General features: G+C 66.4%; 28 protein-coding genes and 2 pseudogenes. 14 read left to right on the forward strand and 16 right to left on the reverse strand.

What is annotated here, in order from left to right:
- From RUMESO_RS25725 to RUMESO_RS27115, 4 genes are all read left to right on the forward strand, one after another.
- A partial coding sequence (locus tag RUMESO_RS25725; protein ID WP_037280087.1) for a hypothetical protein occupies window positions 1–2,472 on the forward strand: 2,472 nt, incomplete at its 5' end.
- 521 nt (window positions 2,473–2,993) lie between these two features.
- Window positions 2,994–3,380 (forward strand): hypothetical protein, encoded by a 387-nt coding sequence (locus RUMESO_RS10440; protein WP_156362856.1) that lies wholly within the window; start codon window positions 2,994–2,996, stop codon window positions 3,378–3,380.
- Between the two features lie 319 nt (window positions 3,381–3,699).
- The gene (locus RUMESO_RS10445; protein WP_037280090.1) at window positions 3,700–4,182 is read left to right on the forward strand and encodes a hypothetical protein; all 483 of its coding nucleotides are present in this window, start codon (window positions 3,700–3,702) and stop codon (window positions 4,180–4,182) included.
- A gap of 193 nt (window positions 4,183–4,375) precedes the next feature.
- Window positions 4,376–4,855: a hypothetical protein gene (locus RUMESO_RS27115; protein WP_245639226.1), complete on the forward strand. Its 480-nt coding sequence runs from the start codon at window positions 4,376–4,378 to the stop codon at window positions 4,853–4,855.
- Between the two features lie 528 nt (window positions 4,856–5,383).
- Here the strand turns inward: RUMESO_RS27115 and RUMESO_RS10455 are convergent.
- The gene (locus RUMESO_RS10455) at window positions 5,384–6,247 is read right to left on the reverse strand and encodes a hypothetical protein (RefSeq protein ID WP_037280091.1); all 864 of its coding nucleotides are present in this window, start codon (window positions 6,245–6,247) and stop codon (window positions 5,384–5,386) included.
- Between the two features lie 295 nt (window positions 6,248–6,542).
- Between RUMESO_RS10455 and RUMESO_RS10460 the strand changes: the two genes are divergently transcribed.
- Entirely contained in the window at window positions 6,543–7,562 is a 1,020-nt protein-coding gene (locus tag RUMESO_RS10460) for a PDDEXK-like family protein (RefSeq protein WP_037280092.1), read from the forward strand.
- A gap of 145 nt (window positions 7,563–7,707) precedes the next feature.
- A complete protein-coding gene (locus tag RUMESO_RS10465) occupies window positions 7,708–7,905 on the forward strand; it encodes a hypothetical protein (RefSeq protein WP_037280094.1) in 198 nt (65 codons plus the stop codon).
- 186 nt (window positions 7,906–8,091) lie between these two features.
- Here the strand turns inward: RUMESO_RS10465 and RUMESO_RS10470 are convergent, their stop codons facing one another.
- Together RUMESO_RS10470 and RUMESO_RS10475 are read right to left on the reverse strand one after the other, a co-directional pair.
- A complete protein-coding gene (locus RUMESO_RS10470; RefSeq protein ID WP_156362858.1) occupies window positions 8,092–9,210 on the reverse strand; it encodes a hypothetical protein in 1,119 nt (372 codons plus the stop codon).
- A gap of 188 nt (window positions 9,211–9,398) precedes the next feature.
- A complete protein-coding gene (locus tag RUMESO_RS10475) occupies window positions 9,399–10,067 on the reverse strand; it encodes a hypothetical protein (protein WP_037280097.1) in 669 nt (222 codons plus the stop codon).
- A gap of 486 nt (window positions 10,068–10,553) precedes the next feature.
- On the opposite strand from RUMESO_RS10475, the gene RUMESO_RS10480 reads away from it, so the two are divergent.
- Entirely contained in the window at window positions 10,554–10,901 is a 348-nt protein-coding gene (locus tag RUMESO_RS10480) for a YigZ family protein (RefSeq protein ID WP_037280098.1), read from the forward strand.
- 11 nt (window positions 10,902–10,912) lie between these two features.
- On the opposite strand, the gene RUMESO_RS10485 is transcribed toward RUMESO_RS10480, so the two are convergent.
- Window positions 10,913–11,647, reverse strand: a complete 735-nt coding sequence (locus RUMESO_RS10485) for a sporulation protein (protein WP_082483784.1) — start codon at window positions 11,645–11,647, stop codon at window positions 10,913–10,915.
- A gap of 513 nt (window positions 11,648–12,160) precedes the next feature.
- A complete protein-coding gene (locus RUMESO_RS10490) occupies window positions 12,161–12,415 on the reverse strand; it encodes a hypothetical protein (protein WP_037280100.1) in 255 nt (84 codons plus the stop codon).
- A 404-nt stretch (window positions 12,416–12,819) separates the two neighbouring features.
- Here RUMESO_RS10490 and RUMESO_RS10495 point away from each other — a divergent pair.
- Window positions 12,820–13,108: pseudogene (locus tag RUMESO_RS10495) on the forward strand (HU family DNA-binding protein).
- Window positions 13,109–13,237: 129 nt separating this feature from the next.
- Here RUMESO_RS10495 and RUMESO_RS10500 read toward each other — a convergent pair.
- A pseudogene (locus tag RUMESO_RS10500) lies at window positions 13,238–13,873 on the reverse strand (GTP 3',8-cyclase MoaA); the annotation flags it as partial.
- Window positions 13,874–14,055: 182 nt separating this feature from the next.
- Between RUMESO_RS10500 and RUMESO_RS25110 the strand changes: the two are divergent.
- The gene (locus RUMESO_RS25110) at window positions 14,056–14,223 is read left to right on the forward strand and encodes a hypothetical protein (RefSeq protein ID WP_156362860.1); all 168 of its coding nucleotides are present in this window, start codon (window positions 14,056–14,058) and stop codon (window positions 14,221–14,223) included.
- 670 nt (window positions 14,224–14,893) lie between these two features.
- Here RUMESO_RS25110 and RUMESO_RS10515 read toward each other — a convergent pair.
- Window positions 14,894–15,394, reverse strand: a complete 501-nt coding sequence (locus RUMESO_RS10515; protein WP_037280104.1) for a GNAT family N-acetyltransferase — start codon at window positions 15,392–15,394, stop codon at window positions 14,894–14,896.
- 344 nt (window positions 15,395–15,738) lie between these two features.
- Between RUMESO_RS10515 and RUMESO_RS10520 the strand changes: the two genes are divergently transcribed.
- The 3 genes from RUMESO_RS10520 (at window position 15,739) to RUMESO_RS10530 (ending at window position 17,190) form a co-directional block, all read left to right on the forward strand.
- Window positions 15,739–16,134, forward strand: coding sequence for a hypothetical protein (locus tag RUMESO_RS10520; protein WP_037280106.1), 396 nt, complete (start codon window positions 15,739–15,741; stop codon window positions 16,132–16,134).
- A gap of 445 nt (window positions 16,135–16,579) precedes the next feature.
- Window positions 16,580–16,798, forward strand: coding sequence for a hypothetical protein (locus RUMESO_RS10525; RefSeq protein WP_169791155.1), 219 nt, complete (start codon window positions 16,580–16,582; stop codon window positions 16,796–16,798).
- Window positions 16,799–16,845: 47 nt separating this feature from the next.
- The gene (locus RUMESO_RS10530; protein WP_037280108.1) at window positions 16,846–17,190 is read left to right on the forward strand and encodes a hypothetical protein; all 345 of its coding nucleotides are present in this window, start codon (window positions 16,846–16,848) and stop codon (window positions 17,188–17,190) included.
- A 704-nt stretch (window positions 17,191–17,894) separates the two neighbouring features.
- Here RUMESO_RS10530 and RUMESO_RS10540 read toward each other — a convergent pair.
- The 3 genes from RUMESO_RS10540 to RUMESO_RS10550 form a co-directional block, all read right to left on the reverse strand.
- The gene (locus tag RUMESO_RS10540) at window positions 17,895–18,269 is read right to left on the reverse strand and encodes a rhodanese-like domain-containing protein (protein WP_037280111.1); all 375 of its coding nucleotides are present in this window, start codon (window positions 18,267–18,269) and stop codon (window positions 17,895–17,897) included.
- Window positions 18,270–18,377: 108 nt separating this feature from the next.
- Window positions 18,378–18,770: a hypothetical protein gene (locus RUMESO_RS10545; protein ID WP_037280112.1), complete on the reverse strand. Its 393-nt coding sequence runs from the start codon at window positions 18,768–18,770 to the stop codon at window positions 18,378–18,380.
- 38 nt (window positions 18,771–18,808) lie between these two features.
- On the reverse strand, window positions 18,809–19,453 hold the full coding sequence (locus RUMESO_RS10550) for an OsmC family protein (RefSeq protein WP_051521219.1): 645 nt from the start codon (window positions 19,451–19,453) through the stop codon (window positions 18,809–18,811).
- Between the two features lie 51 nt (window positions 19,454–19,504).
- Here RUMESO_RS10550 and RUMESO_RS10555 point away from each other — a divergent pair, with 51 nt between their 5' ends.
- Window positions 19,505–19,978, forward strand: coding sequence for a MarR family winged helix-turn-helix transcriptional regulator (locus tag RUMESO_RS10555; RefSeq protein ID WP_051521220.1), 474 nt, complete (start codon window positions 19,505–19,507; stop codon window positions 19,976–19,978).
- A 230-nt stretch (window positions 19,979–20,208) separates the two neighbouring features.
- On the opposite strand, the gene RUMESO_RS10560 is transcribed toward RUMESO_RS10555, so the two are convergent.
- From RUMESO_RS10560 to RUMESO_RS28505, 6 genes are all read right to left on the reverse strand, one after another.
- The gene (locus tag RUMESO_RS10560) at window positions 20,209–20,754 is read right to left on the reverse strand and encodes a hypothetical protein (protein ID WP_156362862.1); all 546 of its coding nucleotides are present in this window, start codon (window positions 20,752–20,754) and stop codon (window positions 20,209–20,211) included.
- A 145-nt stretch (window positions 20,755–20,899) separates the two neighbouring features.
- The gene (locus RUMESO_RS10565) at window positions 20,900–22,414 is read right to left on the reverse strand and encodes a mechanosensitive ion channel family protein (protein ID WP_169791156.1); all 1,515 of its coding nucleotides are present in this window, start codon (window positions 22,412–22,414) and stop codon (window positions 20,900–20,902) included.
- Window positions 22,415–23,188: 774 nt separating this feature from the next.
- On the reverse strand, window positions 23,189–23,491 hold the full coding sequence (locus RUMESO_RS26340) for a response regulator (RefSeq protein ID WP_245639227.1): 303 nt from the start codon (window positions 23,489–23,491) through the stop codon (window positions 23,189–23,191).
- A complete protein-coding gene (locus RUMESO_RS24155; RefSeq protein WP_211262856.1) occupies window positions 23,467–24,840 on the reverse strand; it encodes a PAS domain-containing hybrid sensor histidine kinase/response regulator in 1,374 nt (457 codons plus the stop codon). The genes RUMESO_RS26340 and RUMESO_RS24155 overlap by 25 nt, the downstream gene beginning before the upstream one ends.
- A gap of 34 nt (window positions 24,841–24,874) precedes the next feature.
- Window positions 24,875–25,276: an alpha/beta fold hydrolase gene (locus tag RUMESO_RS27120; protein ID WP_245639228.1), complete on the reverse strand. Its 402-nt coding sequence runs from the start codon at window positions 25,274–25,276 to the stop codon at window positions 24,875–24,877.
- Window positions 25,186–25,662: an alpha/beta fold hydrolase gene (locus RUMESO_RS28505; protein ID WP_425414899.1), complete on the reverse strand. Its 477-nt coding sequence runs from the start codon at window positions 25,660–25,662 to the stop codon at window positions 25,186–25,188. The genes RUMESO_RS27120 and RUMESO_RS28505 overlap by 91 nt, the downstream gene beginning before the upstream one ends.
- 201 nt (window positions 25,663–25,863) lie before the next feature.
- On the opposite strand from RUMESO_RS28505, the gene RUMESO_RS10585 reads away from it, so the two are divergent.
- On the forward strand, window positions 25,864–26,964 hold the full coding sequence (locus RUMESO_RS10585) for a PAS domain-containing sensor histidine kinase (RefSeq protein ID WP_051521221.1): 1,101 nt from the start codon (window positions 25,864–25,866) through the stop codon (window positions 26,962–26,964).
- Window position 26,965 lies beyond the last annotated feature (1 nt).

The following is a 26,965-nucleotide window of genomic DNA, read 5'->3' on the forward strand; positions in this document are numbered from 1 at the left end:
GCCCCCCGCCGCGCCGCCCGCGTCGAGGCGGGCGCGCTCCCGCTCGAGATCGAGAAGGAGGCGGGTGGCGACCTCGCGCTCGAGGCGCGGCTCTTCGCCGGCCGCCTGCCCTGGCTCGGGCTCAGGCTCACGGGGCCGGCGGCGCAGGCCATACCGCGCCTCCTCCTCGCCGACGGACGCGAGCAACCCATGATGCGCGTGGACAGCTCCGACATGGCCTGGTGGGTTGAGGACAGCCCCTGGGACCCCGCCCGCGGTGCCCACCTGTCCGAGATGCAACGCAGCGCCGGCGCTTGGCACGTCGCCGTAGGGAGCCAGCGGCTGCGCATCGACGTCGTCGAAGATGGTCTCGGACCCGCCGAGCTCGACGCGCTCCTCGACGCCTTCCGCGGCGAGCTCCTGAGCCTCATCCTCGGCGACAGCGCGGCGACGGGCGAGGTGCGCGGCGCGGGTGGGGGCGCGGATCTCGCCGAGGCGGCGGCCGCCTTCGCTGCCGCTCTGCGCCGCGTGCTGCGCGCGCCGCCCGTCGACCTGCGCGAGGCACTCGAGCCCTGCCCGCGCGATCGACTGCGCGCGGGACCCGCAACCTTTCGCGACCATGCCCGCCACCCCAGCGCGCGCCGTCTCGCGGGGCGCGTGGCGGTGGCAACGCACGACCTACCAGAGGCACGCCATCTGCGCCACCTCGCGGGGGTCGCCGCACGTCTCGCCCGCGCAGGTGAGGCGGGGGCGGCGGCCCGCGCGGGCCTCCTCGGGCAGCTCGGGGCGCTGCACAGGAACCGCGCCGCCGCGCTGCTCGCCGAGCGCGAGCGGTCCGTGGAGCCCGCGATTTTCGAGCGCCAGCTCGTCGACACCGAGCGCCGCATGGCCGACCTCGCGGGCTACCGCTCGGAGGACGAGGAGGGGCACGTCGCAACGCAACGCCTGCGGATCGGCAAGCCCTACGGGCGCGACGGCCGCGCCTTCTTCGTGGATGAGGACCGCGAGGGCGGCCCCTACCGCGTCGTCCAGCTGCCGCGTGACCTGGTCGACGCGCTGCGCGACGCGCTACACCTGTGCCGCGCCTACGCGCTGCAGGGGCGGCTCGTCGAGACGGAGGAGACGAACGGCAAAGGCGACAAGTATCGCCTCCTGCGCTTCGAGACGGTCACGCGGGTCGAGCCCTGCCGCGACGTTGTGGCCGAGAAGCGCGCGCGCCGCGACTGGCTCGCGCGCCGGGGTTGGGTCGCGCCGCTTACGACCAAGGAGAGGCGCGAGAATGAGCGTGAGGCCGCCTCCGCGGGGCGCCGGGCCGAGGCGCTCGGGGCCCGCGCCGCCGCGACAGACAGGGCCGCCGCGGGCCTCGCCGCCGCACGCGAGGGCCTCGCAGCGGCCGAGCGCGCCTTCGCCGCGCTCGGCGTGGGCCTCAGCCCGAGCCGCCCGGCGGGGATGCGCTTTCTGCGCGATCCGGCATTCGCCGCCGCCATCGCCGCGTGGAACGCGCTCCGGGCCGCAGCCGACGCCGCCGGGATCGACGAGGGGCTCCTCGACGGACTCGAGCGCGTGTCGCTCCTGCCCGCGAGCGACCTCTACGAGAAGTGGTGCCTCCTGCGTGTCCTCGGTCTCCTCGTCGACGACTACCGCTTCCAGGCGCCGCCCGGCTGGCAGGCGCGGCTCGTCGAGGCGGCAGTGGCACGGCGTAGCGACTTGTCCCTGCTGCTGACGCGTCCGGATGTAGGCCTCCAGGCGCGTGTGACTTGGCAGATGGTGCTGCCAAACGGGCGGCGGCCCGACGTCGTCGTCGAGGTTCGGCGCCTCGGCGACGAGGGTGGCTCGACACAGGGCCTTGTCATGGACGCCAAGTTCCGCGCCCGCTGGCGTCTGAGCGAACTCGAGGGCGTCCTGCGCGACCTGCGCCGCGTCAAGGGCTACGACCGCGACGGTGCCGCGCGGGTCTTCGTGCTGCACCCCGCTCAGGGGGCGCACGACCCACCGACCTCGCCGCTCGCCTGGGGGCGGCATGCCAACTACGGCCAGCGCCGCCCTGGCAACCACCGGGGGGGCGCCGTCTGGGTCGCCCCCGCCGCCGACGAGGGCCACCTCAAGCGTCTTCTTGCGCTCGAGTTGCAGCACGCCTTCGCGCCGCCCACCCCGGTGGGCAATGCAGGGCGCGACCGGGAGAGATACTGGTGGGAGAGCGACAGCTTCTGCGTCGAGTGCGGCGAGCGCCACGACCCGCGCGGTGTGACCGCTAAGGCTACGCAGGGCGGCTACACGAGCTGGACGCTCGATTGCCTCGCCTGCGGCCAAGCGACCCTGCGCACCCACTGCTACCAGTGCGACGACGACGGACGGCGCACGCTGTGGAAGAACGGCTCGGGGCTCACCTACCACGAGACCGTCGCCGACGACCTCGGCAACATCATGTGCCCCCGCTGCGGAGCCTACTTCGACGAGGGCGCGCGGGGTGATGGGGGCGAGGATAGGCGCTAGGGCAAGGCGCAGCGCCGTTCCCTCCGCACCCGACCGGTCGCGTAAGACCTGCGCTCGCCCGAGGCCTGCATAGGCTGCCGCCGCCTGCGCCGCGAAGGGCTGGCGCCAGTCGAGCCACGACGTCTCTATGACGAGGCCGAGCGAGCTAGCCCTCAGACCGTAGGTAGTCGCCCGCCATGGCGAGGCCGAGCCGGATGGGGACGCGCTTGGCAGGCCCTACGCCCCCACCGAGCATGATCTTGACCGATGCCAAGGTTGCGCCGCCATCCTTGCCTTGCTGGCTTTCATCTGCTCGAGAAAGGACACTGATTCACCCTTCCGTCCACCGAACCCGTGGCGATCGCCCTCAGCAACGATCCTGAGCATCTGCGCCGATCAAGATTTCTGCACCAGCATGGGCTGCTCGCTTAGGAAGGAAGCTGACGCGAAGACATGAAATACCGGGTGCGATGGTATCGACACCGCATTAGATGTTATGATATACCGCATCCAGTTCTACATCTCTTAGATGGATGATGCCGATGCCTGCGATCAGTATGGTCAGCCCCTACGCCACCGCCGCTCTCATGGTGATCGCGGTGAAGGACTACGCCGACGCGAAGGGGAAGAGTGTCCCCCGCGCCCGCATGAGCCGGTCCACGGTCATGTACTTGTCGGACCGCAGGATCCTTCGGGTCTCGTTCCTTGCGGAGCTGGCGGACGAGCTTGCAGGCCTGGGCTGGCATCTGCTGGAGCTGCGCGATGGCAGCTTCGGCCTGATCCGGACCGACGCCACGGACAGCTGGACCAAGATCTCGGCGAAGCGTGTCGAGGATCTGGTCCTCGGCCTGATCTCCGGCGACGTCACCGAGCATGACCTCTTTGAGCGCCTCGACCGTCCCGATGAGGACGAGCCCGAGGACGAGTAGCCCCTCGAGATCGGGCAGGGGAACGTTTGGAGCCCTCCTCAGGAGGCAGGGCTCCTGTCCCACCGCTCAGCTCGAACCCGAAGAAAGACCTCGGATGCCTGCTGCGCGCAGGCCTGGCCTAGAAACACGATGCAACTTGGAGGACGGACGATGGCCAGCGCGAACATCACGGAAGACTTCTTCAAAGGCACCCTGTCCTCCTACCTGGAGCACTGCAAAAGCGCGGCTCACCAACCTCCTGCAGAAGAAGACGCAGGCTCGCCGCAGGGCTCAGAAGCTGCTCGGCTGCCCGACCTGCAGGGTCAGGCACGACGGGCTCGTGATCGAGAGCGCGCACTGGCCCAGGGGTGTCGATCAGATCATCGAGGAGACGCTCCTGCCCCGGTTCAGGGCGAGCGACGACGAGCGGCTAATCGAGGGCTCCCTCGGGGAGATGCGGGCAGCGATCCTCGCCGCGCACGAGCCCTTGGATGAAGTCTACAAGTTCGTCTGCACGAATTGCCACCAGACCCACTTCAGGACCGACAAAGATACTTCCACCAGGAGGCCGTCGGGCGGACAGGGATCCCGCGGCCGCGAGAAGCTGGTGGACATCCTGGAAGGCGCCTGGCCGCGCAGCGTCTCGACCGACCAGTTGATTCTGCGGAGCGGGCTCCTTCAGCCGGAAGAGTTCCGCGACCCCACCAAGGTCTTCCGGGCGCGCAAAAACATCGCGTCCAAGATCTACCATCTGAAGAAGGACGGCTTCGACGTCGGCAGCGATGGGACGGGGAACTACTGGGGCAGGCGGCGAGCGGCATGACCTTCCCCATCTTACCGGATCCCATAGACCTCCGCCCCTCGACGCTTGCGTTCCGCGAGAATTCACCCCTATCCGTTCTCAGGCTCCCGCTCGCTCTCATAGTTCTATTCGCATGACGTCCCAGTTTCCCGTCCCCGTCGCGCACGGGGCCAACAAGTCGTATTGGCCGCCTCTCTTCCACGGGGGCCTTCCGATGTCGCTGGCCCACCTTGAGCCCGATGAGTTTGACTGCCCGACCCCGGACGGGCAGATCCGGCGCGTGCGTGTCGTCTACAAGAGCCACTGCTTCACCCGGGGCGCCACGGGCGCGGACCACCACTCGATCCGCTGCTTCGACGATCGCGTCTTCTGCCCCGATCGGCACAGCGACTCGTTCCTTCTGCCCGCGCTCGTGAGGAGCCTTCCGGACTGCAAGGTCCATCAAACGTGGGAGAAGCGGAACTACGTCTACCTGGCCATCGAGAGCCCCGCTCCCGACCAGCTCCTCCATCTCTTCTTCGAAGTCCGGAAGAACGGGGGCAAGCGCAACCGCCACGTTCTCATGACGGTCGAGAGCGCGCACCGGAAGTCGCCGTCGACCTACACGCCACCCGCGAAGCCGAACAGCATCCGCTTTCAGATGCTCATCCAGAACATCTACTTGGAACGCCCCGTCCAGTTCGCGCCGCGCTAATGGCGTTCCACGCGACAGTCTTCCGGGATGATCATGATGATCATGAACAGGATGATATGTGCGGTGTCTGAAAACTTAGAGGGCCACCCGAAGGTGGCCCTGGGATCCGACTTCCACTTACCCGTTTCCGGATTATCTCGCTCGCGCGTGGACCCTGTTGCCAGGGCGGGGAGACGCTGTTGCAGCCGGTCTGTCGCCTCGAAGGGGAAACTAGCGCCCCTCCGAGGGGTCAGCAAGAGGAATCTCACCTCAGATCTGCAACCCGTCACGCCCGCTTCAGAGCAAATCTCTGAATTGCTGAGAAAAATAGATATCCTCGTGGCCACGAGATGACCTTCATGAACCCCGAAGGCTCCAGCAAGCCTGGATCGCGCCTCCGGCGCCACGAACCGTGCGGGACCTCCCGGCTGGTGCAGTATGAATCGGAGCAGGCGGTTCGTGGGATACGGAACCAACACCTGACGCTCAAAGCGCGGGCGCGCCTCGGCAAGCCACGCCAAAAGGCCCGCTGGATGCGTGGCCGGACCTTCATACGGCCTCCTCGCACCGGTCCGCCGAGCGCGCCGGTGCCAACTCCTCCCACACTCGGGTCGGATCTTGCGCCAGCCGTTCAGCATTGAAGGCCAGGCTGTCCGCCGCGACCGTCCAGCGCCGTCCCACCCCGTCGCTCCAGGCCAGGCGGTAGCGGTCCACGAAGTCCCACATGGCGTGACTGAGTGTATCGATCAGCACGGCCCGGCCCGCAGGAAGAACATCCCATTGCTGCTTGGGGAAGGTGGACGCATCCACCCATCGTTGCTCAGGCTCCTCCCTGTAAAACTCGAACATCGTGATGCTGTCGAGGTCGACCGTCACCACCGAGAGGGCCTCCGGTCCCGCGTTGCAAAGGTAGACCAGGGTCTCAAGCTGGCCGGGACGGAAATCGGCGTAAAGGCAGAGCGGTCCGGGCGCGCCGGCGGGGACAGGGATGTCGGGCAGTGTCGGGACCAGCGCGGCGGCCAGCATCACGTGGAGAAGCCCGGACCCCTGCTCGACCCAAGGCTCCGCGAACACCTCGCCCGAGCCGATGGCCGCGTGGGAGACGACGACTAGGCACGCCGCACCGTGCGCCCGGGCAGCTTCAACAGCGGCGTAGTAAGCGCGTCGGGTCTCGTCCCTTGTATTGCCCTCGGCAAAAGGCTTATCAGTTTCGACAGCCCGCCAGAGGGCCTCGCGCTTTAGGCGGAGAACCTGGTCGGAGGCCTCGTCCTCCTGCTCGATGAACTCCCCCACCACCTGAAGCTGGCCGGCCTCGACGGCGGCGCACACGGCCTGCCGCTGGAGGCGCATGGCGGTCTCGGAGGCCTCAGGTTCACTCGGGCGTGCGCGATAGTAGATGATAGCGTCGTTCATCGGGGATCCTGCTGGTTTGGAGGGGAGAACCGGACGCGATCCATGTCGCGCCGACGACCGAGAGCAGGGCGGATGACCCAGCGCCGGACAACAGAACCCCTTGAGGGGCGCCAATCCAGCCAACTTTCTACTCGGGCGGCTCACTTTTTCTGGGAGTGGGCTGAAGGCACCCATTTCGTTGTGCGGCGTCTACAACCTGCGAGCCTGTGCCATTTTTTGACGGGATTGGCTGCTCGAAAGGTGTGGAAGTGGGACATTGAACCCATCGCAGCCCTCACCCACACCTGGACCGATCATGAACGTGCAGACACATCCCTTGGCGCAATCTCCGGTCACCAAGGCCCGGCCGAACCTGTTCCGCTTCGCGCCGAGCGAGCTGTCGCAGGATGCCTTCCTCGGCTGGCTCCTCGAATGGGCCGATCACACCTGTGCGGGCGTGGATCCGGCCCTGCACCGCGCCGGCCTGCGTTTCCTCAACTCGCTCCTGGCAGAGCATGGGTTTGGGCCTTTGGACGATCCGAGGGTCGAGGTTCGCGCCCAGGAACATCGCATCGACCTCACCTGTCGCGTCAACGGCGACTTCCTGCTGCTCATCGAGGACAAGACGGATACGTCCGAACGAGGCAAGCCAATGGCGGACTATCTATCGAAAGCAAAGGCCATGTGCCCGGAGCTCCAGGTTCTTCCTGTCCTGCTCAAGACGGGCGACCAGTCGAGCTACGAGGTCGCGCGCAAGCTGGGCTATCGGACCTATCTTCGGGCCGACCTCCTCAAGGTGCTCGAGGCGGGCCGGGAGGACGGGGTGGTCAGCGACATCTTTACCGACTTCCTGCGGCACCTTCGGCGCCGCGAGGACGCTGTGCAGTCCTTCCGGCACAAGCCGCTTGCGGACTGGACCGACGACGCTTGGCGCGGCTTCTACATGCAACTCCAGTTGGACGTGGACGGCCTGAGCTGGGACTACGTTGCCAACCCCAGTGGCGGCTTCCTGGCGGCTTGGTGGCACCGTCGCGCCTGGGGCGACCACACGCCCTATCTGCAGATCGAGCAAGGCCCGCTCTGCTTCAAGATCGAGGTGGAAGGCGCCGCCGAACACCGAAAGATCGTGGACGGCTGGCTGGCGAGCCTCAACAGGGCCGGCGACGGCCTGGGCCTGCCCCGGATCACCAACGGCCGTAGGTTCCGGGCCGGCACCTGGATGACCGTTGCGACCTGGGACGACTGGATGGTGAGCACCGGGGACGGACGCCTCGACTATGCGGCCACCCTTGCCAACCTCCAGCGCGCGGAGGCTCGGCTCGAGGCCGCTCTGTAGGCGACCGACGCGGGGCCAGGCAGACGGTGCCACTGAGGCCTGGTGGGCTGGTACCGTTCGGATGCCGACCGGGCAGCGCGGGCACCGGGGCGCCTCTCGTGCGAGACGCTCTGGCTCCCATCAACATGCTCAGGATCAGATCGGCATGTCACACATCGAACTCACCAAAGGGGCCCGCTACCGCGTCCTGATTGGGAGCGCCAAGCTGAGCCGCCTGGTGCCTTGCAGCCTCGCCCAGATCAGCGAAACCCGGCCGCTCACGGCTGGGGAGGTCATCACCTACAAGGATTCCCGCTTCGGATGGGGATCGGACCCCGGCGCCGAGGGCCGTGTTCGTCACTGAGGATGGCTGGGAGGGAGCCCTTTACCTGGCCGGCACCTGGGGCGCGGTGTCCGATACGGTTCTAGCTTCCGTTTGGGAGCCCTGAAAGGGTCCGTCGGATCTGCCTTGAGACCCGATATGGAGCGGCTCGGGCGGGCCAGAGCCTCACACGAAGGAGGGCCATGCCGGAGCATGGCCCTGGGTCGTTCAGGCAGCGAGCGCCAGCAGCCGGTGCTGGACCAGAGTTGGCGTCGCTTGGTCCAGCGCGACCGTCTGGACTACTTTCCGGATCGCCTCACGGCCAAAGCTCTCAACGGCTCGGCAAAGGTCCTGGCCTTCGAGGATCGCCGTTGCGACCGAGCGGCTTGGGTCGAAGGACAGAGCGAGCGTGCTCGCTGGACCATGACCGGAGGTCCGCTGCCCGGGCTCGGGGCCCAGGTCTATTCTGAAGGCGGTCGGCCATTCGGCGTAAGCCATGATCCGGCCTTCGACCTCCACCACTCGCGGCTCCACAAGGAACGGTGCCGCGAAATCGAGCATGACGCCTTCGCACCTTTGGCCGATCTCCAGGCCGGCCGCCTTGCAGAAGAGAGCCACTCCGCGTGCATCGCGAAGGCTGATCGTGGCGCCATCGGGTCCTTCGGCGGCGGCCACGCACCGCGTTCGACACTTCACCTCCAAGATGGCGGCCAACCGGTCCCCGCTCTGCAGGACCCAGAAATCAGACTCGCCGGCCGCGAACCTGGCCCAGTACTCGTTCCGATGGCTCAAGCAGTTCTGAGCCCTTCGGCCGAGTTGGACGATCTCATCGATCGTGGTGCATCGTCGTCCGATCAAGTCGCCCGCCTTGATCTCGGCGGGCTCCCGGAGAGGCTGCAGGCGCTTGGCGTAGAGATCCGCCTTGAGGACCGCCTGTTCTGACTCTTGGACCAGGTGTCTGGCCTCGAGACCCAGGACCATGATGTCGTCCCGGCGGTGAGACAGCCCCCTCAGAAACACTCCGGCTTCTCGTGACAAGGGGAGGTGCCTGTTCCCGGCCAGTTCGGCCACCTGTCCAAGCCAGCCGAGCGTCCGCTGGATCGTTCGGACAAGGGGCGCGACCTCCGCCTCGTCGAACCGGTAAAGTGCGTGACCCGCCTCCGCCTTCGCCCGGGCCCACTCCGGGTCGCTCTTTCGGAGCCGTGCTTTCTTGACGCTCCTATGCTCCGCCGCCAGCCGGCGAATGCAGGCCCTGACCGCGGGCCGGTAACCCCGGAGGGCCGGGGGGCCGCCCTGCAGAGTGTCTTCTACTACCTTCTGCAGGGCAGGCGCGTTGATTATGTCCACCACAGTCATTCCCTTTCTCGGACAAAGCTATCCCGCCTCGGCCGGAATGGCCGAAGTGCGATCGGATCAGTCAGGGCAGGTTCAGACTGCTATACTCGGCCGCTTCCCATGCTGTTCGATACGTTCTGCGCTCATTTGCGCTCCGACTCCCGCGATCAGATGTCTAAAGGATCCTTGGTGATGTCAGGTCATTCTCGGGCTAGCTTCTCGAGAATGGACCAGTCCTGCCAGTCCTTGATATCGGCGTGAATCCTCTCCACTGCGGCCCTGCGATCCTTTTCGCGGAGCATCAGATCTTCTGGCGTCTTTTCGCCAAGGAGGCGAAGGTACGAGATCAAGAAGTCATTGATTCCTTTTCCTGGAAGCCGTTCCCGACCCCGCACGACAAGGGCCTCCAAGGGCGGCATCATGGCGTTTACCCGCGGAACGGGAGAGGTTTCGTCGAGGGCTTCAGCCCGAATTTCTTCGATGACGGTGCCAATGATCCCGAGAGGTTGGCCGTACTTTTGAAGAAGACCTGCATCTCCACGAGAGGGATCCCGGCGACGCAATTCCGCATCGAGGTCGCCGTACGACATAGGCTCTCCTTTCCGAGCCTGCTCAATGAGGACTGGGATTGCGGCCCGTGCGGTTTGCGAACTCCACGAGCGATCTTTCAGTTCTGCGCCGAGCCGGAAGTATTGGAAAAGTTCAGGCTCTTCTTCATACTGCTCCTGCATCGCCTCCAAGCAGTATTCCAGCCAAGTAGGAGTCTCCTCCTCATCCAACGCCTGAGCCAAGTAGCTGGGCTCCACATCGAGCCAGTAAGCGGCCTGTGTGATGGTCAATCCGAGCTGTGTGAGTGGGTCGGAGTTCATTTCGTCGTCCTCCTTGCAACTAGCGTGATGTCTATATGAACTAGATGCATTTATGGGTCAAGTGGTTATCGCAACTAGACTCTAAAGAACATCCTCTAGTTGAATATATATGGTTAGGAGCAATCTTTTAGGTAGTCGATGAGCAGCGATGCAAGCGTATTTCTTGCGGCGAGTATGCACCTCGGGAACCTCAGAGAAGGCTGGGTGTGCCTAGGCCCGGCACCAGAGCCGGCGTGGGCAGCCCTGCTCTTCTGATCCCTAGATGTTCGAGGAAGCGGCTGATCCACCCTGTCATCCACCTTCGGTGAGACATCGCGGATACGCCCATCGAGAATGGTGCGCCTGAACAGGCGCCAAACCGACTGATTCAACCAAGACCCGCAATTGGGGAGAAGGCTTGCCCTGATTGAGTGCGTCTCCCCCATCGTCATAACGTCTCCAAGCCCAGGTCAGATCAGCTGAAACAAAGGGAGCGGCTCCTCTCCAATGCGCATCCTCGAGAACATCATCAGCGACCGCGGCTCCAGGTATGCCGTGTCGGGCGGGACTTGCCGATCGGCGGGGGAGGCGCGGACCTTTGTGACCGAACTCACGCGCAACAAGAAGTTCGCCAGGGCAACCCACAACTCCTGGGCGCTCCTTTGCCAAGACGGTGCGCTCAAGAACGACGACGGCGAGGCGGGCGCGGGCCTGGTGATCCTGCGCATGCTCGAGCGCGAGGGGCTGCGCGACCACCTTGTCGTCGTCACCCGCTGGTTCGGCGGCAAGCCCCTGGGCGGCGACCGCTTCCGGCACGTGCAGGAAGCGGTGCGGCTCTACCTCGGCGGGCTCTGACAGCCGGTGTGTCAGCGCAGGGAGTCGATGGCGCGCCGCAGTTCCGTGGCCAGGTTGATACGGTCGGCCTGCGCCTCGGAGACCCGGAAGCGTGCCGTCCGCTCGCGCCCGAGCGCGAAGAAGCCGCCCCTGTTGTCCACGGTCAGCGCGACCTCGACGCCGCCTTGGACGGGGCTGAAGGAGATCTCCACCTCCTCGATCCCCCAGTCGCGGGACGAGCGGGGGCGGAAGTCGAACTCCTGGACGAAGGGGTTCGCGCGCCGGGGGTTGTACTCCACCTCCGTCTCCACCAGCCGGAAGCCTGCTCGCTCCATCCCCTGGAGGACCGCCGCCATGGCGCGGTTGGGCAGGACGCGCACCGGGTCCGCGTCCTTGGGGTCCACCGCGCCGGCCACATCGAGGCGCGTGCGCAGCACGGTCGAGGTGGAGCCCACCGTGAGCGGCGTCGAGGCGGGCAAGACGATCTGGAAGGGCAGGGTTTTCGTGGCCCTGGGCCCGATCGTGCCAGGGTCGAGGCGAGCCTCGCCCAGCGAGATCTCGGCATAAACCTTGTCGTCGCCCCTGGTCTCGACCCGGCAGAGGGTGACGATTTCCAACACGACGCCGCGGATGTCCTGCGCGGTGTCTCCCCCGGTGACGCGGACCTCACCCGCGATCCGTCCGCCCACCACCGCCTCGGGGCTGTCGAGGACCGTCTCGACGCTGGCGCCGCCCACGCCGAGGCTCCTTAGAATACTCTTGAACATGTGTCCCTCCGGATCCCTGTAGCCGACCTGATTGCGGGCGGGAGGTGTCCACTGGCGCGGCCGCCCGCAAGGGCCGCGCGGAAAACTCTCGGCGCTGAGTGGGCCAGTCACGTACGCCCGAGACGTGGGGGAGCCCGTCGGCTGCCTGACTGTGGCAGCCCAGGGAACTCGGTCCCACTGACTGACGACTCATGACTAGGACGGAGCCAAGGCGCCACAACAGGCCTTCATGTCCGCCGAGTCCAGTATCGACGTAAGCGTTCCGTCAACCAGCGGCGGCCGCGGATGGCAACGTGGATGGTGCGAGGCGGAGCTGCGGGCAAAGCACCCAGATTGCTGAGTGAATCCTGAATAGTCTCAAAGGTTGCTTGCTCTCCCCAACTGCAACCAGTGACCAAAGCGGGCCCCCGCAACCAGTTCTAATCGCAGATCAGCTATTCCTTCGGGAGCGGCTTTTTGTTGGCCCGGCACCACGGCAAGCAATGTAGCCGGAGCCCGGCTGCCCTCTGCGCGTCAGGCGGCCTCGACGGGCGTCCCGTCCCCTACCTCGCACCCCACGCGCTGCGCCACGGTCATCAGAGCTTGCCGGCGCGCGTAGATGGCCTGGAGGTGGTAGGCCCAGGGGTGGCCGTCCCAGGCCCGGAGATGGCAGGCTCTGACCCGTTCAAGTTCCGCCTCGATCTCGCGTGCGGCTCTCTCGAGCATGGCCTGCCGCTCGGAGGGGGTGAGCGCAAGGAGGTCGACGCGGCGGAGGATCGGGGTGGCCATGGCGTGGTCTGGGGTTGGGTCGGGCAGGACCTGATCACTGAAACGGCCCGAAAGGATGACCCAAACGCGTCAGGGCTGGGCCAAAAGTCGGTCCGGCCGCAGCCCCCGCGCTCGCCAAGGAGGAAGAGCGGCACGAGGGCTGGGCCGCTGCCCTCTGGGACTGCAGCCAGCCCCCAGAGGGTCTCCCTCCGCTCGGGAGGGGCGCAGGCGCTCTCAGCCAGACAATCTAGGGCAGCCGCCCTCCGGTGCGAGACGCCTCCCGCCTGCCGCGGTGTTTCATTTACCTCGCATCCCAGCAGCTTTCCCGAGGAAAGGCAGGCTTCCTCTGGACGGGCTAGGCGAGCAGCGATGGAGCATGGACCTCCACCGGCCCCAGAGGCTGCACGAGCTAGGAGGAGGGACACATGGCCAACCAGATGACCAAGGCGCAGCTCGTGGCGGCGCTGGCTGAGCGGATCGGCCGGGGACAAGAAGGCCGCGGGGGCCGCGTTGGAGGCGCTGACGGGCATCATCACCGAGACCGTAGCCCAGGGCGGCGCCGTGACCCTGCCGGGCGTGGGCAAGGTCTACTGCCGCGAGCGGCCCGAGCGCACGGCCCGGAACCCCTCCACGGGCGAGCAGATCCAGAAGCCCGCGGACAAGGTGGTCAAGATCACCGTCGCCAAGGCGCTCAAGGACAGCATAAACGCCTGAAGCCTCAGACGCTCAGGAACTCTCCTCATCCTCGAACACGGCGGACGAGGAGAGATCCGTTGCGGGAGAGTCTTGGCCCATGCTGGTCGCTCGGTGCCTAGAGGCCCGACACCATAGGCAGGGTCGGCCTCTGCTGATCTTCCCCTCGACCCCGCGCGAGTAGTCGAAGTCGTGCCCCTTGGGCTTGAGCCGGATCGCCGCGCGGATTGCGTCATCCAGAACGGCCTCGTCGTCGGACGCCCGAAGGGCTGCCCGAAGGTCCGACGACCCCTCCTGCCCCAGGCAGGTGTGAAGCTGCCCCGTGCAGGTCAGCCGCACGCGGTTGCAGCTTTCGCAGAAGTTGTGGCTCAGCGGCGTGATGAAGCCGATCCTCTGGCCCGTCTCCTCGACCCGCGCGTAACGGGCGGGGCCCCCGGTCCGCTCGGTCAGGTCGGTCAGAGTGAACCGCTCCTCGATCCGTGCCCGCAGGTCCCTGAGCGACCAGAACTGGTCGAGCCGCATCTCGTTGCCAATGTCGCCCATCGGCATGACCTCGATAAAGGTCAGGTCGTGCCCGTGATCCGCGCACCAGCCGAGGAGGTCGAACATCTCCTCCTCCGTCTCGCCCTTCAGCGCGACGGCGTTGATCTTGACCCGCAGCCCCGCCGCCTTCGCCGCCTCGATCCCGCGCAGCACCTGGTCGAGCCGCCCCCAGCGGGTGAGTCGCTTGAACCGCTCCGGGTCCAGCGTGTCAAGCGACACGTTGACCCGCCGCACGCCCGCCGCGACGAACACCCTTCAACCTGTTCGAACAACGAGAAACATGCCCATAGATACCCTAGCTTTCCATGCTCGTCGTCCTGCACAACCCATCCAGCGTCGCTCATCTCAGGGATCTGCAAAGCCGCCTCGAAGGGCAGCTGTCCCTTCGCCCGCGCCTAGTGGGCCTCCCGGTCCAGGACCGGGCCGTGATCGAGGACCTCGTGGAGGTCGTTCGCGCAGTGGACCAGGGAGCCCTGCGCACGAGGGACGCGGAAGACGCATTTGCCCGCCATGGCATCCCTGGCTTCGACTTCGGCCGCTGGATGGCTGAGATGCTGGACGAAGGCGCCTACCTCGAGGCTGGCATCGACTAGGCCGCCTGAGGGCGGCTCGGGCCAGCAGCCCTCACGCGCTTGCCTCATTGCTGCAAAGGTCCCGTCGTGGTACGCTCTTCAGGCGCTCGACAAAGGGCCTCGCCGCCGCGTCGATCCCCTCGTCCCGCCGCACTGACTGTGTCCGGATCCCAGCGTCATGGGCCTACTTGGTTCGTCCCGCAGGTCCGGCGACCCTCGAGGAGCCGCCGCCGGAGGTCGGGCGGCCTAGCACGGGATTGCGGCCTCCGCGGAGTACGCTCTGGGAGAAGCCATTTGATCCGTCAGCCGCGCCGGGTGGACGCCGGCGCACGTCTCCAGGAGGAGGCTCCATGATTTCCAGCACCCAGGCCCATGGTGGGCCATTCGCAGGTTTATTCAATCTCATCATCAGCTCGCATCCCGTGTCCTTCCTGGCCGGCCGGCACGTCAGGTCCGCCGAGCCCAGCGCTGAGGAGCTGACCGCGGACCTCGCCCCGCATCTGCGCGTGGACATCGGCCTTCTCGACCCGCACGACGGGCGGGGGGGCCGGCGCGCCGACGTCGCAGCCGCTGATCCCGCCGGCCTCAGCCATGCACCGTCGCGGCGACTGGGGAGGGCAGGGCTCTCGGAGCCAGATCTTCACTTGGCCCCTGCGGATCTGACGCGACCAGGGCGGGCCGACGGGCGAGATCAGTGTCGCGCCTTGACGTAGGTGGCAACCATCGAACCATAGAAGGGCTGGAGGCCGAGGGGGCGCATCCCCAGTCGTTCCATGACGCGCAAGGACGCCACGTTGTCCGGATTGGCGACAGCGAAGACTTCTTCGGCCTCAAGCTCGTCGAAGGCGAAGCCGAGCATGGCGCGACCGGCCTCCGTCGCGAGCCCCTTGCCCCAGTGCTCGGGCCGCAGGCGCCAGCCGACCTCCAAGGGCTTGGTCTCGTCCTTCTCGAGGTTCTGGATGCAGCCGGCGCCCACGAGCATCTCCGTCTCCCGGTCGATGAAGGACCACCACGCGTAGCCCAGCCTCACCCATCTAGCCTGGACCTCTTGGATCCAGACCCGGATATCCTCCTCCGAGGCGAGAGCTTTGAAGAAGCGCATGACGACGGGATCCGAGTTCAGGGCGAGCAGGCCCTCGAAGTGGCTGTCCTCGAAGGGTTCAAGCCGGAGGTGCGGCGTCGTGAGGATCATGCCCGAAGTATAACAACCCCAGAGACGTTCACGAAGTCTCGATGGTTCCTCCCGGGGGGATCTGATCGATGCGTGTGGCTCAATCTAAGGGGCCGATGCGAAACCCGCCAAGCCGGGTCGGGGAAGCCTGCCTTGTGTCACCGCCTCTCGGGCGGCAATTAGCGGCTCATTGATGAGCTGCATTTGAGTAAGTGGAGGGGTTTATGACGGATTCCGCAGCGCAGGTCCCCGACAGTTGGGAAGAGATTTTGTCCCTAGGGGAGACGATCTTCTGGCAGGGGTAGCCCGACGGGTGCGTCGTTTGGGCTGACCTTCTCAGCATGAGATCGGTACATGGTGCCGTGATGGTCGGAGCGGGCATCTTCTGGATCAAGTCGAGCTGGACCATGGCCGGCATGCTCTCGGGAATGCACTTCGCGCCGTCGGGCGACGGGCGCCCGGGCCTGGACTTCTGGAACACGATCTTCAGCCTGGCAGGCTGGTTCCCGTTCCTGGGCCTTCTGTTCATCGCCTCAGGGCTGTGGTCGACGATCGGGCGGGTCGTCCGGGACGCCTTGCTGCGGCGCCGGACGTGGTACACGCTGATCGACCGGGCCGCCTACATCGCCACCGATCTGAGGAGTCGCAAGCTCGACTGGCATGAGTTGCGCGCGGACTTGCCCCTTGAGCTTGAGGACGGCGAGCGCGGCGCGGTCTGGTTCGACGAGAAGTTCGTCCACTACCCAGGAGTTGGCGTTTAGATCGGCCCCACCGGGTCCCCCTGAATCAGCATGGGTGTCCATCGCTCGGTTCTCGACCAGCAAGACGTCTGTATAGGGTTTCGGACGATCCGATAAGGAACGAGCCATCACTCTCCCTTACAGGGAATTGTGGATGCTAATTAAACCTTAAGCTGAATAGGCATCGATTTTCTAATAGCTGCAGTCAAAGGCTAAGTCGTAAAAGCCGAAAATGCAGCGTCAAAGTTGTAAGCGCAACCTGGAATTGTCCTACCCTGTTGAGCGGGCAACTTTACGCGTCACCCGCTGGTGTGCAGGTATCTTGGGGTGCTGCAAAGTTCCGACAGAATTCATCCGCACTATGGCCGCGACCTCCGCCTATCGCGAGATCGCCTGAGGGTATTTCTCTGACGGTGGCTGCGTTTCAGGACTAAGGGCCAGATTGGTCAAATGTAAGAGGTAACGGTTGAAGGGGAACTGCGCATTGAACCGGGTTGCGTACATCGCAAAGCTCAAGGAAATCCGCGACCAGCAGGTGCAGGGTCATATCGATCTTGTGGCCGCGTTCCCGCGGAGCAGCGTCCGTGAGGAGCTCCCGCGGCTCTTTAGCCTATACCGGGAGATCGAGGAACTGGACCGCATCATCGCGGCGGAAGAAGCCAAGCGGCGTGATGTCGGATGTTGAGGGCTGCACGACGGCCTCAGCCTGTGCCGTCGCCGAGGGGCAGCGTGATGCGCGCCAGCTTCCATGACATTGCGGGCTTCCTCGGCGCCTGCCTTGTGGACAGCGAGTCTGGCCTGACGCTGATGGCCAAGGCCGGAGGGCCTGTCGACCTTGAAGCCGCGGCCACCTTCAGCACACAGATTGCAGCGGCCAAGCTCCGTGTCATGAGCGCGATGGGGCTCAACGAGAAGATCGAGAACGTCCTGATCACGCAGGCCGATCGGATCCACTTCATCCGGCCATTGGAGAAAGCGCCTGGGGTGATCCTCTATGTCTGCCTGGAGCGGAAGGCGGCTCGCCTCGGCATGGCCCTAATGCAGGTGGAACGGATCGAACGGGACCTCTTCATGTGAGGCTGGGTGTGGTTCAACTCGCCTCAGACGTGCCCGGCGGGTCAGGTACGATCCTGAGCGCTGGAGGCCTCCCGCAGACGCTGCTGACCAAGCTGCGGGACCTGCGGATGCGGTCGGAAGCACGCCTGTGTCTTGGTGCTCCCCGCGGGGGAGGGTGGCTCCTATGTACACATTGGACTGGGGAGCCCAGATCTCAGGAACAGCGTGCCCCGCGCCGCCGTGCTTCCGCTGCCCAAGCCCGGCAGGCGCCGACCAGTCCCACGCGGGACTGCACGCGGGGTGCCGCCCCGCGAGAGGCTCACCTCGCGACCGGTGGCGTCCATGCTCAGCCGGCAGCCGGGCAGGTGCTGGACCTTGTCCTCAAGCGCCTTCTCCGCCACGTGATGGCGGTCAACAAAGGCGCTCCAAGGCTCGCTCGTGCGCGGATCCCATCTCAGGACCTCCTCGGCCCAGCGCTCCACTAGAAAGGCCAAGACAATCGCGCCAAATGATGCATCGACTCGGGCCAGCATGGCATTCGAACTCCTCGGCGCGGAGTGGGGCGGCGCGCGCCGCCCCGGATCTCGGTACGGACAGGCGGCTGACCAAAGCCGAGGTGCGCGGGTGCGTCCAGCGGCGCGCGACTCTGTTGCGGGTTAGGGGGCCGGGTCGCACACAGGTCCGGGCCTGCCCCTAGCTTCAGCCCGAGGCCCCCCGCGCAGGCTTCAGTCCTCCATCGGACCGCCGGCGGACTTCCAGTCGCCGATGCCGCCGACGTTGTGAACGCGGGTGAAGCCCATCTCCTTGAGCGTCTTGCCGGCGAGCGCCGCCTGTCCGCCCGCACCGCAGACGAGGTAGAGCTCAGTGTCCTTGGTAAGCGCCGGGTTGTGGTAGGGCGTGCCCGCGTCGGCGGCGAACTCGATGAAGCCGCGCGGCACGCGCTGGGCGCCGGCGATGGTGCCGGTCTTGGCAATGGCGCCCGAGTCGCGCACGTCCACGAACACGGCCTGTCCCTCGGCGTGCTTGCGCAGTGCCTCCTCGACTGGCACGCGCGGCACCTGGGCATTGGCCTCGTCGAGGTAGTCTTTGGCGCTCTTCATGGGATACTCCTTTGGTCTTGTCAGGGTGGTTGCTTGGCGTTTGGAGTGGCTCGGCGGCCCAGCGCGGCAGTGACCGAGCATCCCGCTGAAGCCGGAGCTGTGCGTCCACTAGAAGTTCGCGGCGGCCTTGTCGGTGACGCGCTCGAGAACCTGATGAGTTTGCCAGTCCACGCGGTAGGCGTCCCGGCCCACGCGCATGTAGACCCATCCGTCGGAAGCGGACGGCAGGCCGTAGTAGGATGCATCCAGGATGAGGGAGTACGCGCCCCGGGGCAGCACGTCGCCCACCTCCACCAGCGGCGCCGGAGCGGAGGTGGTGCTCAGGGCCACTTGGACGAGGGAAGCCGAACGGGCGGGAATGGCAGGGCGCGCGGGGACGGCGTCGCTCAGGACGCAGCCTGCGTCCTCACGGCCCCCAATGCAGCCGGCCGAGACGGCGGACGGGAGCAGGAGGCTCAGGGACAGGAGCGCAAGGACGGCGAATGTGGGGTGGGACCGCATCGGGGAGGCTCCAAGGGAAGCAGGGGTCATGGGGGCGTTCACGCCGCGCGGAGCACCACGTCGACCGCGTCGTGGCTGATGTGGGTGTACGGGCAGGCGTGATGGGCTCGTGCGAGCAGGTCCTGGGCGGCCCATGCTGTCAGCCCGGGCAAGGCCACGTGGAGCAGGAGACGGACCGTCGCCTCGCCGACCGGGCCGGTGGCGATGTCGACGGTCGCGTCCACGCTGGTGTTGGGCGGGACCTCGGAGCCGCCCTTGGAGGCAGCCAGGAGCAGTGCGCCCAGAAAGCCGGCCGCGGCTCCGGCGGCCAGGCACTGCCGCGGGTCGACGATGTCATCGTCGCTCGACGGCTCCGTCCCTGCCGGCTCCTGCTCGCTGCCAAGCGGAAGGGTGCCGCGTCCGGACGCAAGTTGTAGGGCACCTAGCTCCGTTACAGCCCGGCCCAAGTCAAGGAGCCGCTCCGAGGGGATGGGTGCAGGACCGAACTGATCCAGTCTCACCTGGCGGTTGTGGCGGCCCTGGGCTGGGACAAAGGCCACGAGGCGGTTGCATGCCTCACTAGGGAGGGGACCTTGGGTCCGGCTGGTTCCGTCCATGAGCCTGTCGCCTCCAACGTCGGTCAAAACCATCGCGAACGATAAAATCGTGTCCGCTTCTATGACTTCTTCCGGGTACTCTGTCAAGCGCTTGCGATCCTATCGTAAGCGACTTATCTCCGACGGCGGAGGTGCTTCATGTCCCAACTCACACCGCAGGCCACCCTGGACCCCGAGATGCCCGGCCTGCTCGACTTCATCTGCTTTGCCGTCTACTCGGCCAACCACGCCTTTGGGCGGGTCTACAAGCCACTCCTGGAGCGGCTCGGGCTCACCTATCCGCAGTATCTGGTCCTGGTGACGCTCTGGGAGGAGGACGGCCAGACGGTGGGGGCCATCGGCCAAAGGCTCTTTCTGGAGTCGAATACGCTGACGCCATTGCTCAAGCGCCTAGAGGCTCTTGGCCACGTCACCCGCACCCGTGCGGCTCACGACGAGCGGCAGGTCGTGATCCGCCTGACCGAGCAGGGCCGAGCGCTCCGGCAGCTGGCAACCGAGGTGCCGCCCTGCATCGTGGATGCCATGGGCCTGGATCTGGGGACGGTGGAGCGCCTCAAGGATGACCTTGTCGACCTGCGAGAGCGCCTGCTGAAGGCGGTCGCGGAGACGTAGAAAGTGTCCAGGCTGTGAGGTGGCCTGACGGAGCTCTCTTCGACCTACGACGGCCGTGCGCCAAAAGGCCTACGGTTGGCTACAAACCAGACGCAGTTCCCCGCCAGTCCTTCCGCTGTTCCCGATACCGGACCGGAGGGAGCCGCGAGGTTCCCCAAAGCTTAGGCTCCCTCTTGGTCGGGCTTTAGAGGAACCAGGCTGAGGCCTGACCGGCTTCTCTCGACTCGTCCTCACCGGCTCTGCGACTTGCTTGGCCCCACCTCCGCGTCCGGATCCACCCGCAGCACCTGCTCGGGAGCCAAGCCCATCTCCTCGGCTCGCGCGTCTGTCACGCGCCGGGCGCGAGCGAGGTCGCAAGCCACGAGGGCCGAGAGGCTGATCCGCTGCCAAGAGGTCCGGGCACTCTGCCGGTTGTAGCTCTCTACTTCCCGCCGCACGGCCAGGATGATGTCGCCCAGAGGGCCGGCATATACGGTGACACGAGGCCGGAACTCGGGTGCGCCGCCCCCATCGCGCTCGAACTCGGCGCGCGCTACGAAGTGCTCCCCTTGGGGCGAGGTCGTGCTGCGGGGCACCGGGACCCGGGGCTCGCGCAGGGTCCACGCCGCCTCCCTCCAGTTCAGACCGGCCGCGACGAGTTGCTGCGCGGCCAGCAGCGCCACGGCATGAGGCAGGCCGAAGTTGGACCACACCTGCCCTTGCGGGTCCCGGATCTCGCCGCCGGTCGTCTCGAAGGGCAACTCACCTCCAGCCAGATAGGCGTTGAAGTCAGCCACGCTCATCCGGGCAAGGGTACAAAGCTCGGAGCGGATCATGAGGCGAGGAGGAGCACGAACATGCCGGGACGGCTGAGGACACGTCCTGCTAACGCCCGCCCCACAATCCGGTTCGCAAGAACGTCCCGATATCGGGCGAGGGGGCTCACGATGCAGCAGATGTGCCCGGAGCGTAGGGCGCAATGCGAGCTTGCCGGAGTTCCTCTAGCAGAAGCCGGCGGTACTCGCGTGCGACCTGTCCGTGGCTGCCGGGGCGGACCTTGGTCTTGGTGCGCAGGGTAAGTCCGGTTCCCTCCAGCTTCTCGAGGCCTTCCACGACTGTCCGCTCCAGCACGTCCGGCTGCTCGGACCTGAGCCGCTCTCCCGCCGTTTCCAGGGCACCCATCGTGGCCTGCAAGTCCGCCTCGTAGGGCACGGTGATCTCCACCACCGCGAAGGTGTAGCGCTTGGAGTAGTTCACCACGCCCGTGAGCTGGCCGTTGCGCAGAATATGGAGCTGGCCCCCGGGGTCGCGCAGCATCGTGGTGCGCAGGTTGATGGCCTCCACCGTCCCGCGGGAGGCGCCCACCTCGATGTAGTCGCCCACCAGGAACTGGCTCTCGGCCAGCACAAAGAAGCCCGACACTAGATCGTTGATGACGGGCTGCGCCCCGAAGCCGACCACCACGCCCAGGATGCCGGCCCCGGCCAGAAGCGGGAGCGGGTTCAGGCCCAGCACGCTCAGCCCCAGCACGAAGGCCACGAAGTAGACCAGAAGCCGCCCGAGGCTCGCCACGAGCGGCACCAGGGTGGCCCGCTGCTGGCGTTCCAAGTCGGTGAGCTCATCGCCTCTCGCGCCCAGCGCCCGGATCAGGAGCGTGACCACCTCGGCGGCCACGCGGGCCAAGAAGAAGATGGCTACGACCAGGATAAGCCGAGAGCCCCACTCGGCCAGGTTCGCCACCGGACCGATCTGCAGCAGGATGAGCGAGACGGCCGCCAGCCAGATCGCGGCTTCCAGACAGCGCCGCAGGAGAGGAACCAAGCTCCGCAACTCGCTGTAGAGGCGAAAGGGCGAGGTGGGGCCGGCGAACCGGATGCTGAGGGCGTCCAGGGTGGCCACGATGGCGGCCGTGGCGCGGACCAGGAGCAGCGCAACCGCAAAGATCAGGAAGACGCGCAGGAGAGTATAAGCGAGTGCCGAGGCTGGGCTGGTGGCCGGCACGAGACTGAGGGCGAGCGCCAGACCAAGGAGCCAGAGGCTGACGGTGACAGCAGTTGCCAGAAAGCCGAAGAACGCGTCCACGGCCGCGTCGTTCTCCCTGAGGCGCTCCCATCCGCGGGCCTGAAACTGCAAGCGGCCCAGCAGCCGACGCAGGAGCCAGACCACCAGTGCCGTGCCAAGAGCCAAGGCCAGCCACTCGCCTGCCAGCAGGGCAGCGTCTTCGGCAAATCCTGAGGGAAGGCGGCCGTACGTGGCCAGCAGGCCTCCGGTCAGGTCACCTGAGCCCCAGAGAAGCACAGCGTCGACGATGGCGACCGTGAGCAGCGTGATGACGAACAGAACGATGACCAGCACCCGAGTGGTGCGGAGGGCGGCAACACGGGCTTTGCCCGCCGGGACCACGCGCGAGAGCAGCGCATGCAGGATGCCCCACGCCAACCAAAACAGCACGATCACCACAATCGCCTGAGCGGCGACGAGCAGGAGGTCACGGATCGGGCCAGGAGTTTGGAGTAGGGGCGGTATCACGGGAGCGCTCGATCTGGGAGGTTGGTCGGCTGAGTTACCGACCGCTGCTGCGGCGTGGAGCTAGGGTGCGAACGGTGCGTCGACGAGGGGCTCCCTGTGTCCGACAGACTTCCACGACCCGTCGGGCAGGGGGCTCCGGCCCGGCAAGGTCTGCCGCTACCCTGAAGGACAGCAAACCGCCATGATCTTCTCTGCTGTCCAGGTATGCGGCGGGCCAGGTCTTTCTTCGCGGCCGCTGAGCGACAACTCACTCGTGCAGATGCCTCATCCAGAGGTCTCAGGAGATGTAATGCGGTGGGTCCTGGGGCTGCTCTGTCTTTTTGTCCTCCCGACAGGGTCGGGTGCGGGATCTCTCGAGGACCCTTGGACTGACAAGGCCTGGGAACTGATCCCGGGCATGACCTCCGCCGGCCTGTCGGCTGAAGGCTGGCGCAACACGAGCTCGTCGGGCCTGTCCTGGCCCGACGGACGGCGGGCAGTCATCAGCTACTGGCAACTCGAGACCGGCAATGCCCCCTTCACTCTGAGATGCATCTCCTCCTTTGACGTGAACCTCCAGCCGACTGGCGATAAGTGCTATCAGCCGAAGGAGGCGCTCTAGGCCAAGTTGTCGTTCGGCCTAGAGAGGCTTAGTCCATGAGCTGCCTCTAGGGCTAAGCGCAATCCTACTTTCGAACCCGGGCCGACGGGGCTTCTTCGGACCTACCGGTCTAGGATGGCTCGGACCTTGAGCGCCAGCGCCTCCGAGGTGAACGGCTTGCTGATGAGCTCCACGCCCGCATCGAGGCGGCCGTTGTGGACGATGGCGTTGCGGGTGTAGCCGGTGGTGAAGAGCACCTTGAGCCCGGGCCGGCGCGCCTGGGCCTCGTGGGCCAGCCGGCGCCCGTCCAGCCCGGAGGGCAGCACGACGTCGGTGAAGAGGAGGTCCACGGGATGGCCGTTGTCCAGGAGCCGTAGCGCCTCCGGCCCATCCGCCGCCGCTAGCACGGTGTAACCGAGATCCATGAGCACGCCGGCGCTGAAGGCGCGCAGGTCCTCGTGGTCCTCGACGAGAAGGATGGGTCTCGGCCGCCACCCCTGGACCGAGAGGCCGGCCGGGCGGCCTCGGGTGAGGAGGGCAGGTCGTCCGCCGCGCGCGGCAGGTAGAGCTTCACCGTCGTGCCGATGCCCAACTCGCTGTAGATGCGGATGTGCCCGCCGGTCTGGCGCACAAAGCCATAGACCTGGCTTAGCCCGAGACCGGTGCCCTTGCCCACCTCCTTGGTGGTGAAGAAGGGCTCAAACACCCGCGCCAGCGTCTCCTGGTCCATGCCGGTGCCGGTGTCGCTCACCGCGACGAGCACGTAGCGCCCTGGCGGCACCGGCTCGGGCACGGTCTCAACATAGCTCTCGTCGAGGTAGGCATTCGTGGTCTCGATCGTGAGCCGCCCACCGCCGGGCATGGCATCGCGCGCGTTCACGGCCAGGTTCACCAGCGCGTTCTCGAGCTCGCCCGGGTCCACCAGCGTGCGCCAGAGGCCCGCGCCCGACACCGTCTCGAGCGCAATAGTCTCGCCCAGCGTGCGTTGGAGCAAGTCGGCCAAGCCCGTGACGAGGCGCGCTGGCTCGACGGCCTTGGGCTCGAGCGGCTGGCGGCGCGAGAACGCCAGAAGGCGCGCGGTCAGGGTGGCGGCCCGTTCCGCGCCATGGGCGGCCATAGCGGCAGCCCGTTCAATGCGTTGCGTCTCCGCCCCAGAGGGGAGAAGGACAAGCTGCTTCCGGATGGCCTCGAGACCACCCAGGATGACGGTCAGGAGGTTGTTGAAGTCGTGCGCCACGCCGCCGGTGAGCTGACCGATGGCTTCCATCTTCTGGGCCTGCCGGAGCGCCTCCTCCACCTTCATGCGCTCGGCCACGGCCTCTTCGACCCGATGCTCCAGCGTCTCGTTGAGCAGACGCAGCTCGGCTGAAGCCGCCTCGGCTTGCCGACGCGCCTCCAGAAGCTCGCCCTCGTAGCGCCTCCGGTCCGACGCGTTGAACACCGTGATGCGGATGAACAGCACCCGGCCTTCATCGTCCCGCCGCTCGACCGCGTTGACCAGAGCGGGAAGCCGGCGTCCACCCGCGCCGACGAGGTCCAGCGCCACCTCGTGGAAGAAGCCCTGCATGCGCAGGAGGGGTGCGAAGTGGGTCTCGTAATAGATCTTGCCCGCGATGTTCAGCAGGTCCTGGAAGCGCCGGCCGACCAGCTCCTCCTTGGGCAAGCCCAGCCAGTCTGCCAGCGTCTGGTTGACCTTGCTGATGCGTCCGCCGGGGTCGGCCGAGACATAGCCGCAGGGCGCGCTCTCGAAGAGGTCGGTGACATCGTCCTCCACCGGAGCGGACGCGCGTTGCGGGAAGGGGAGCGGATTAGACAAAGGTCCGGATCGCGCGGATGGTCTCCCCGGGCGCACTGAGGTTGGGGCAGTGGCCAGTTGCATCCAAGATCACGAGTTGGCTGTTGGGGAGCTTCCGGTGGACATACTCGCCCACCTCGCGAGGCGCGATCACGTCCTCGGCGCATTGCAGGATCAGGGCTCGCGTGGTGACGCCCTCCAGGTCGGCGCGGTTGTCCGACAGGAAGGTGGCGCGCGCAAAGCGGCGGGCAATGTCGGGGTCCGTGCGGCAGAAGCTGTTGGTGAGTTCCTCGCCGAGCTCCGGCCGGTCGGCGTTGCCCATGATCACCGGGGCCATCGCCTGCGACCAGCCCATGTGGTTGGTGTCGAGGAACTCCAGCAGCTCATGGATCTGCGCCTCGCTGAAGCCGCCCAAGTAACCTTCGTCGTCGATGTAGCGGGGGATGGCCCGACCAGGACCAGGTCGCTGAAGAGCTCAGGGGCTTGCTTGGCGGCGAGCACCCCGACCATGGCGCTCACCGAGTGGCCCACAAAGACGCCGTCCCGGATGCCGAGTTCGCGGGCGAGAGCCACCACGTCGTCCGCGTAGCCCTGGAGGGTGCTGTACTTCTCCGGATCGTAGGCCCTGAGGTCCGACCCGCCCGCGCCCACATGATCGAAGAGGACCACGCGAAAGCGATCCTCAAAGGCCGGCGCCACAAAGCGCCACATGTTCTGGTCGCAGCCGAAGCCGTGCGCGAACATCATAGCGCGCTGGCCTTGGCCGGAGACCTTCACGTTATGGCGCTCGAGACCAGTCATCTTCCATCCGCCCCTTTGTCCGACCTCGAACCCCTGGTCCGAATACTTGCAGGTCAAGCCTCCCGACGCAGTCCAGCAGACCTAGGTGTCACAACCATCGCCCACCGCCGTGCCCACTTAGCTCAACGTCGGGAACTCGGGCCTAAGCGGTAGCAGCCCGGTGAGTGGACTGTAAGGGCAGATGGGGGTGCTGAAGAGGAAATGGTAAGAGCCCGATCCATCCTCGTTGCGGTTGTCGCTGTGGTTGCAGCCTTTGGCGTCCGCTGGGCGCTCGACCCCGTGCTACATGACAGGGCGCCCTTCCTGTTCTTCACACTTGCGGTCCTGGCCGCGTCGGTTGCCGGCGGCACCCGAGTGGGCCTGATGGCTACCTTGCTGTCGGCTGTAACGGCGCTCTGGGCCTTTGTTCCACCTCGGGGCTCCGCTGTGCCGGCCTCGGCCGAGTATGCCCTGGAGGCCGCCAGCTTTGTCGCCATGTCTGTAGCCGTGTCGCTTCTGGCCGGACGCATGCGAGCGGCCCGGGTCCGGGCCGAGGCGGGCGAAGCGGAAGTGCGCCGCCTCAATCGCGACCTGGAAAGGATGGTAGCCGAGCGCACGGCCGATCTGGAGGTCGCCAACACGCAACTCGAGGCGTTCGCCTACACGGTATCGCATGACCTCCGGGCCCCGCTGCGTGGCATGGAGGGGTTTGCTCGCATTCTCCTCGATGACTTTGCCGATGGGCTCGGGCCCAAAGGCAAGCGCCATGCGGAGCGCATCGTGGCGGCAGCCCAGCGTATGGAGGCGCTTATCAGCGACCTTCTGACCTTCAGCCGCCTGCAGCGGATCGACGTAAGCCTGCGCGCCATTGATCCGACCGGCATCGTCCGTACGGCGGCCAACGAAGCCCACGCCCTCGCCGGGCCCGAGGATGCCATCATCCGCATCGACGAGCCGCTACCGAAGGTCGCAGCTGAGCCCACGGTTCTGAAGCAGGTAGTGGGGAACTTGCTAACCAACGCGGTCAAGTTCCGCAAGGACGGCGAGCCAGCGCAGGTTCGGGTCTGGGGTCAAGAGTTCGACGGGCACGTGCGCCTTTGGGTGGAGGACCAGGGCATCGGTATCGCACCTGAGCACCAGGAGCGGATCTTTGGCACCTTCGAGCGGCTGCACGGCCAGGAAGCTTACCCTGGCAACGGCATCGGCTTGGCCATCGTGAAGGCGGGAGCCGAGCGCATGGGCGGCCGGGCGGGCGTGGAGTCGACGCCCGAGGCAGGGGCGCGGTTCTGGGTCGAGCTTGCCGCCCCAAAGCCGGCCGCATAGG

The sequence above is a fragment of the Rubellimicrobium mesophilum DSM 19309 genome (assembly GCF_000600335.2).
Classification (GTDB): Bacteria; Pseudomonadota; Alphaproteobacteria; order Rhodobacterales; family Rhodobacteraceae; genus Rubellimicrobium; species Rubellimicrobium mesophilum.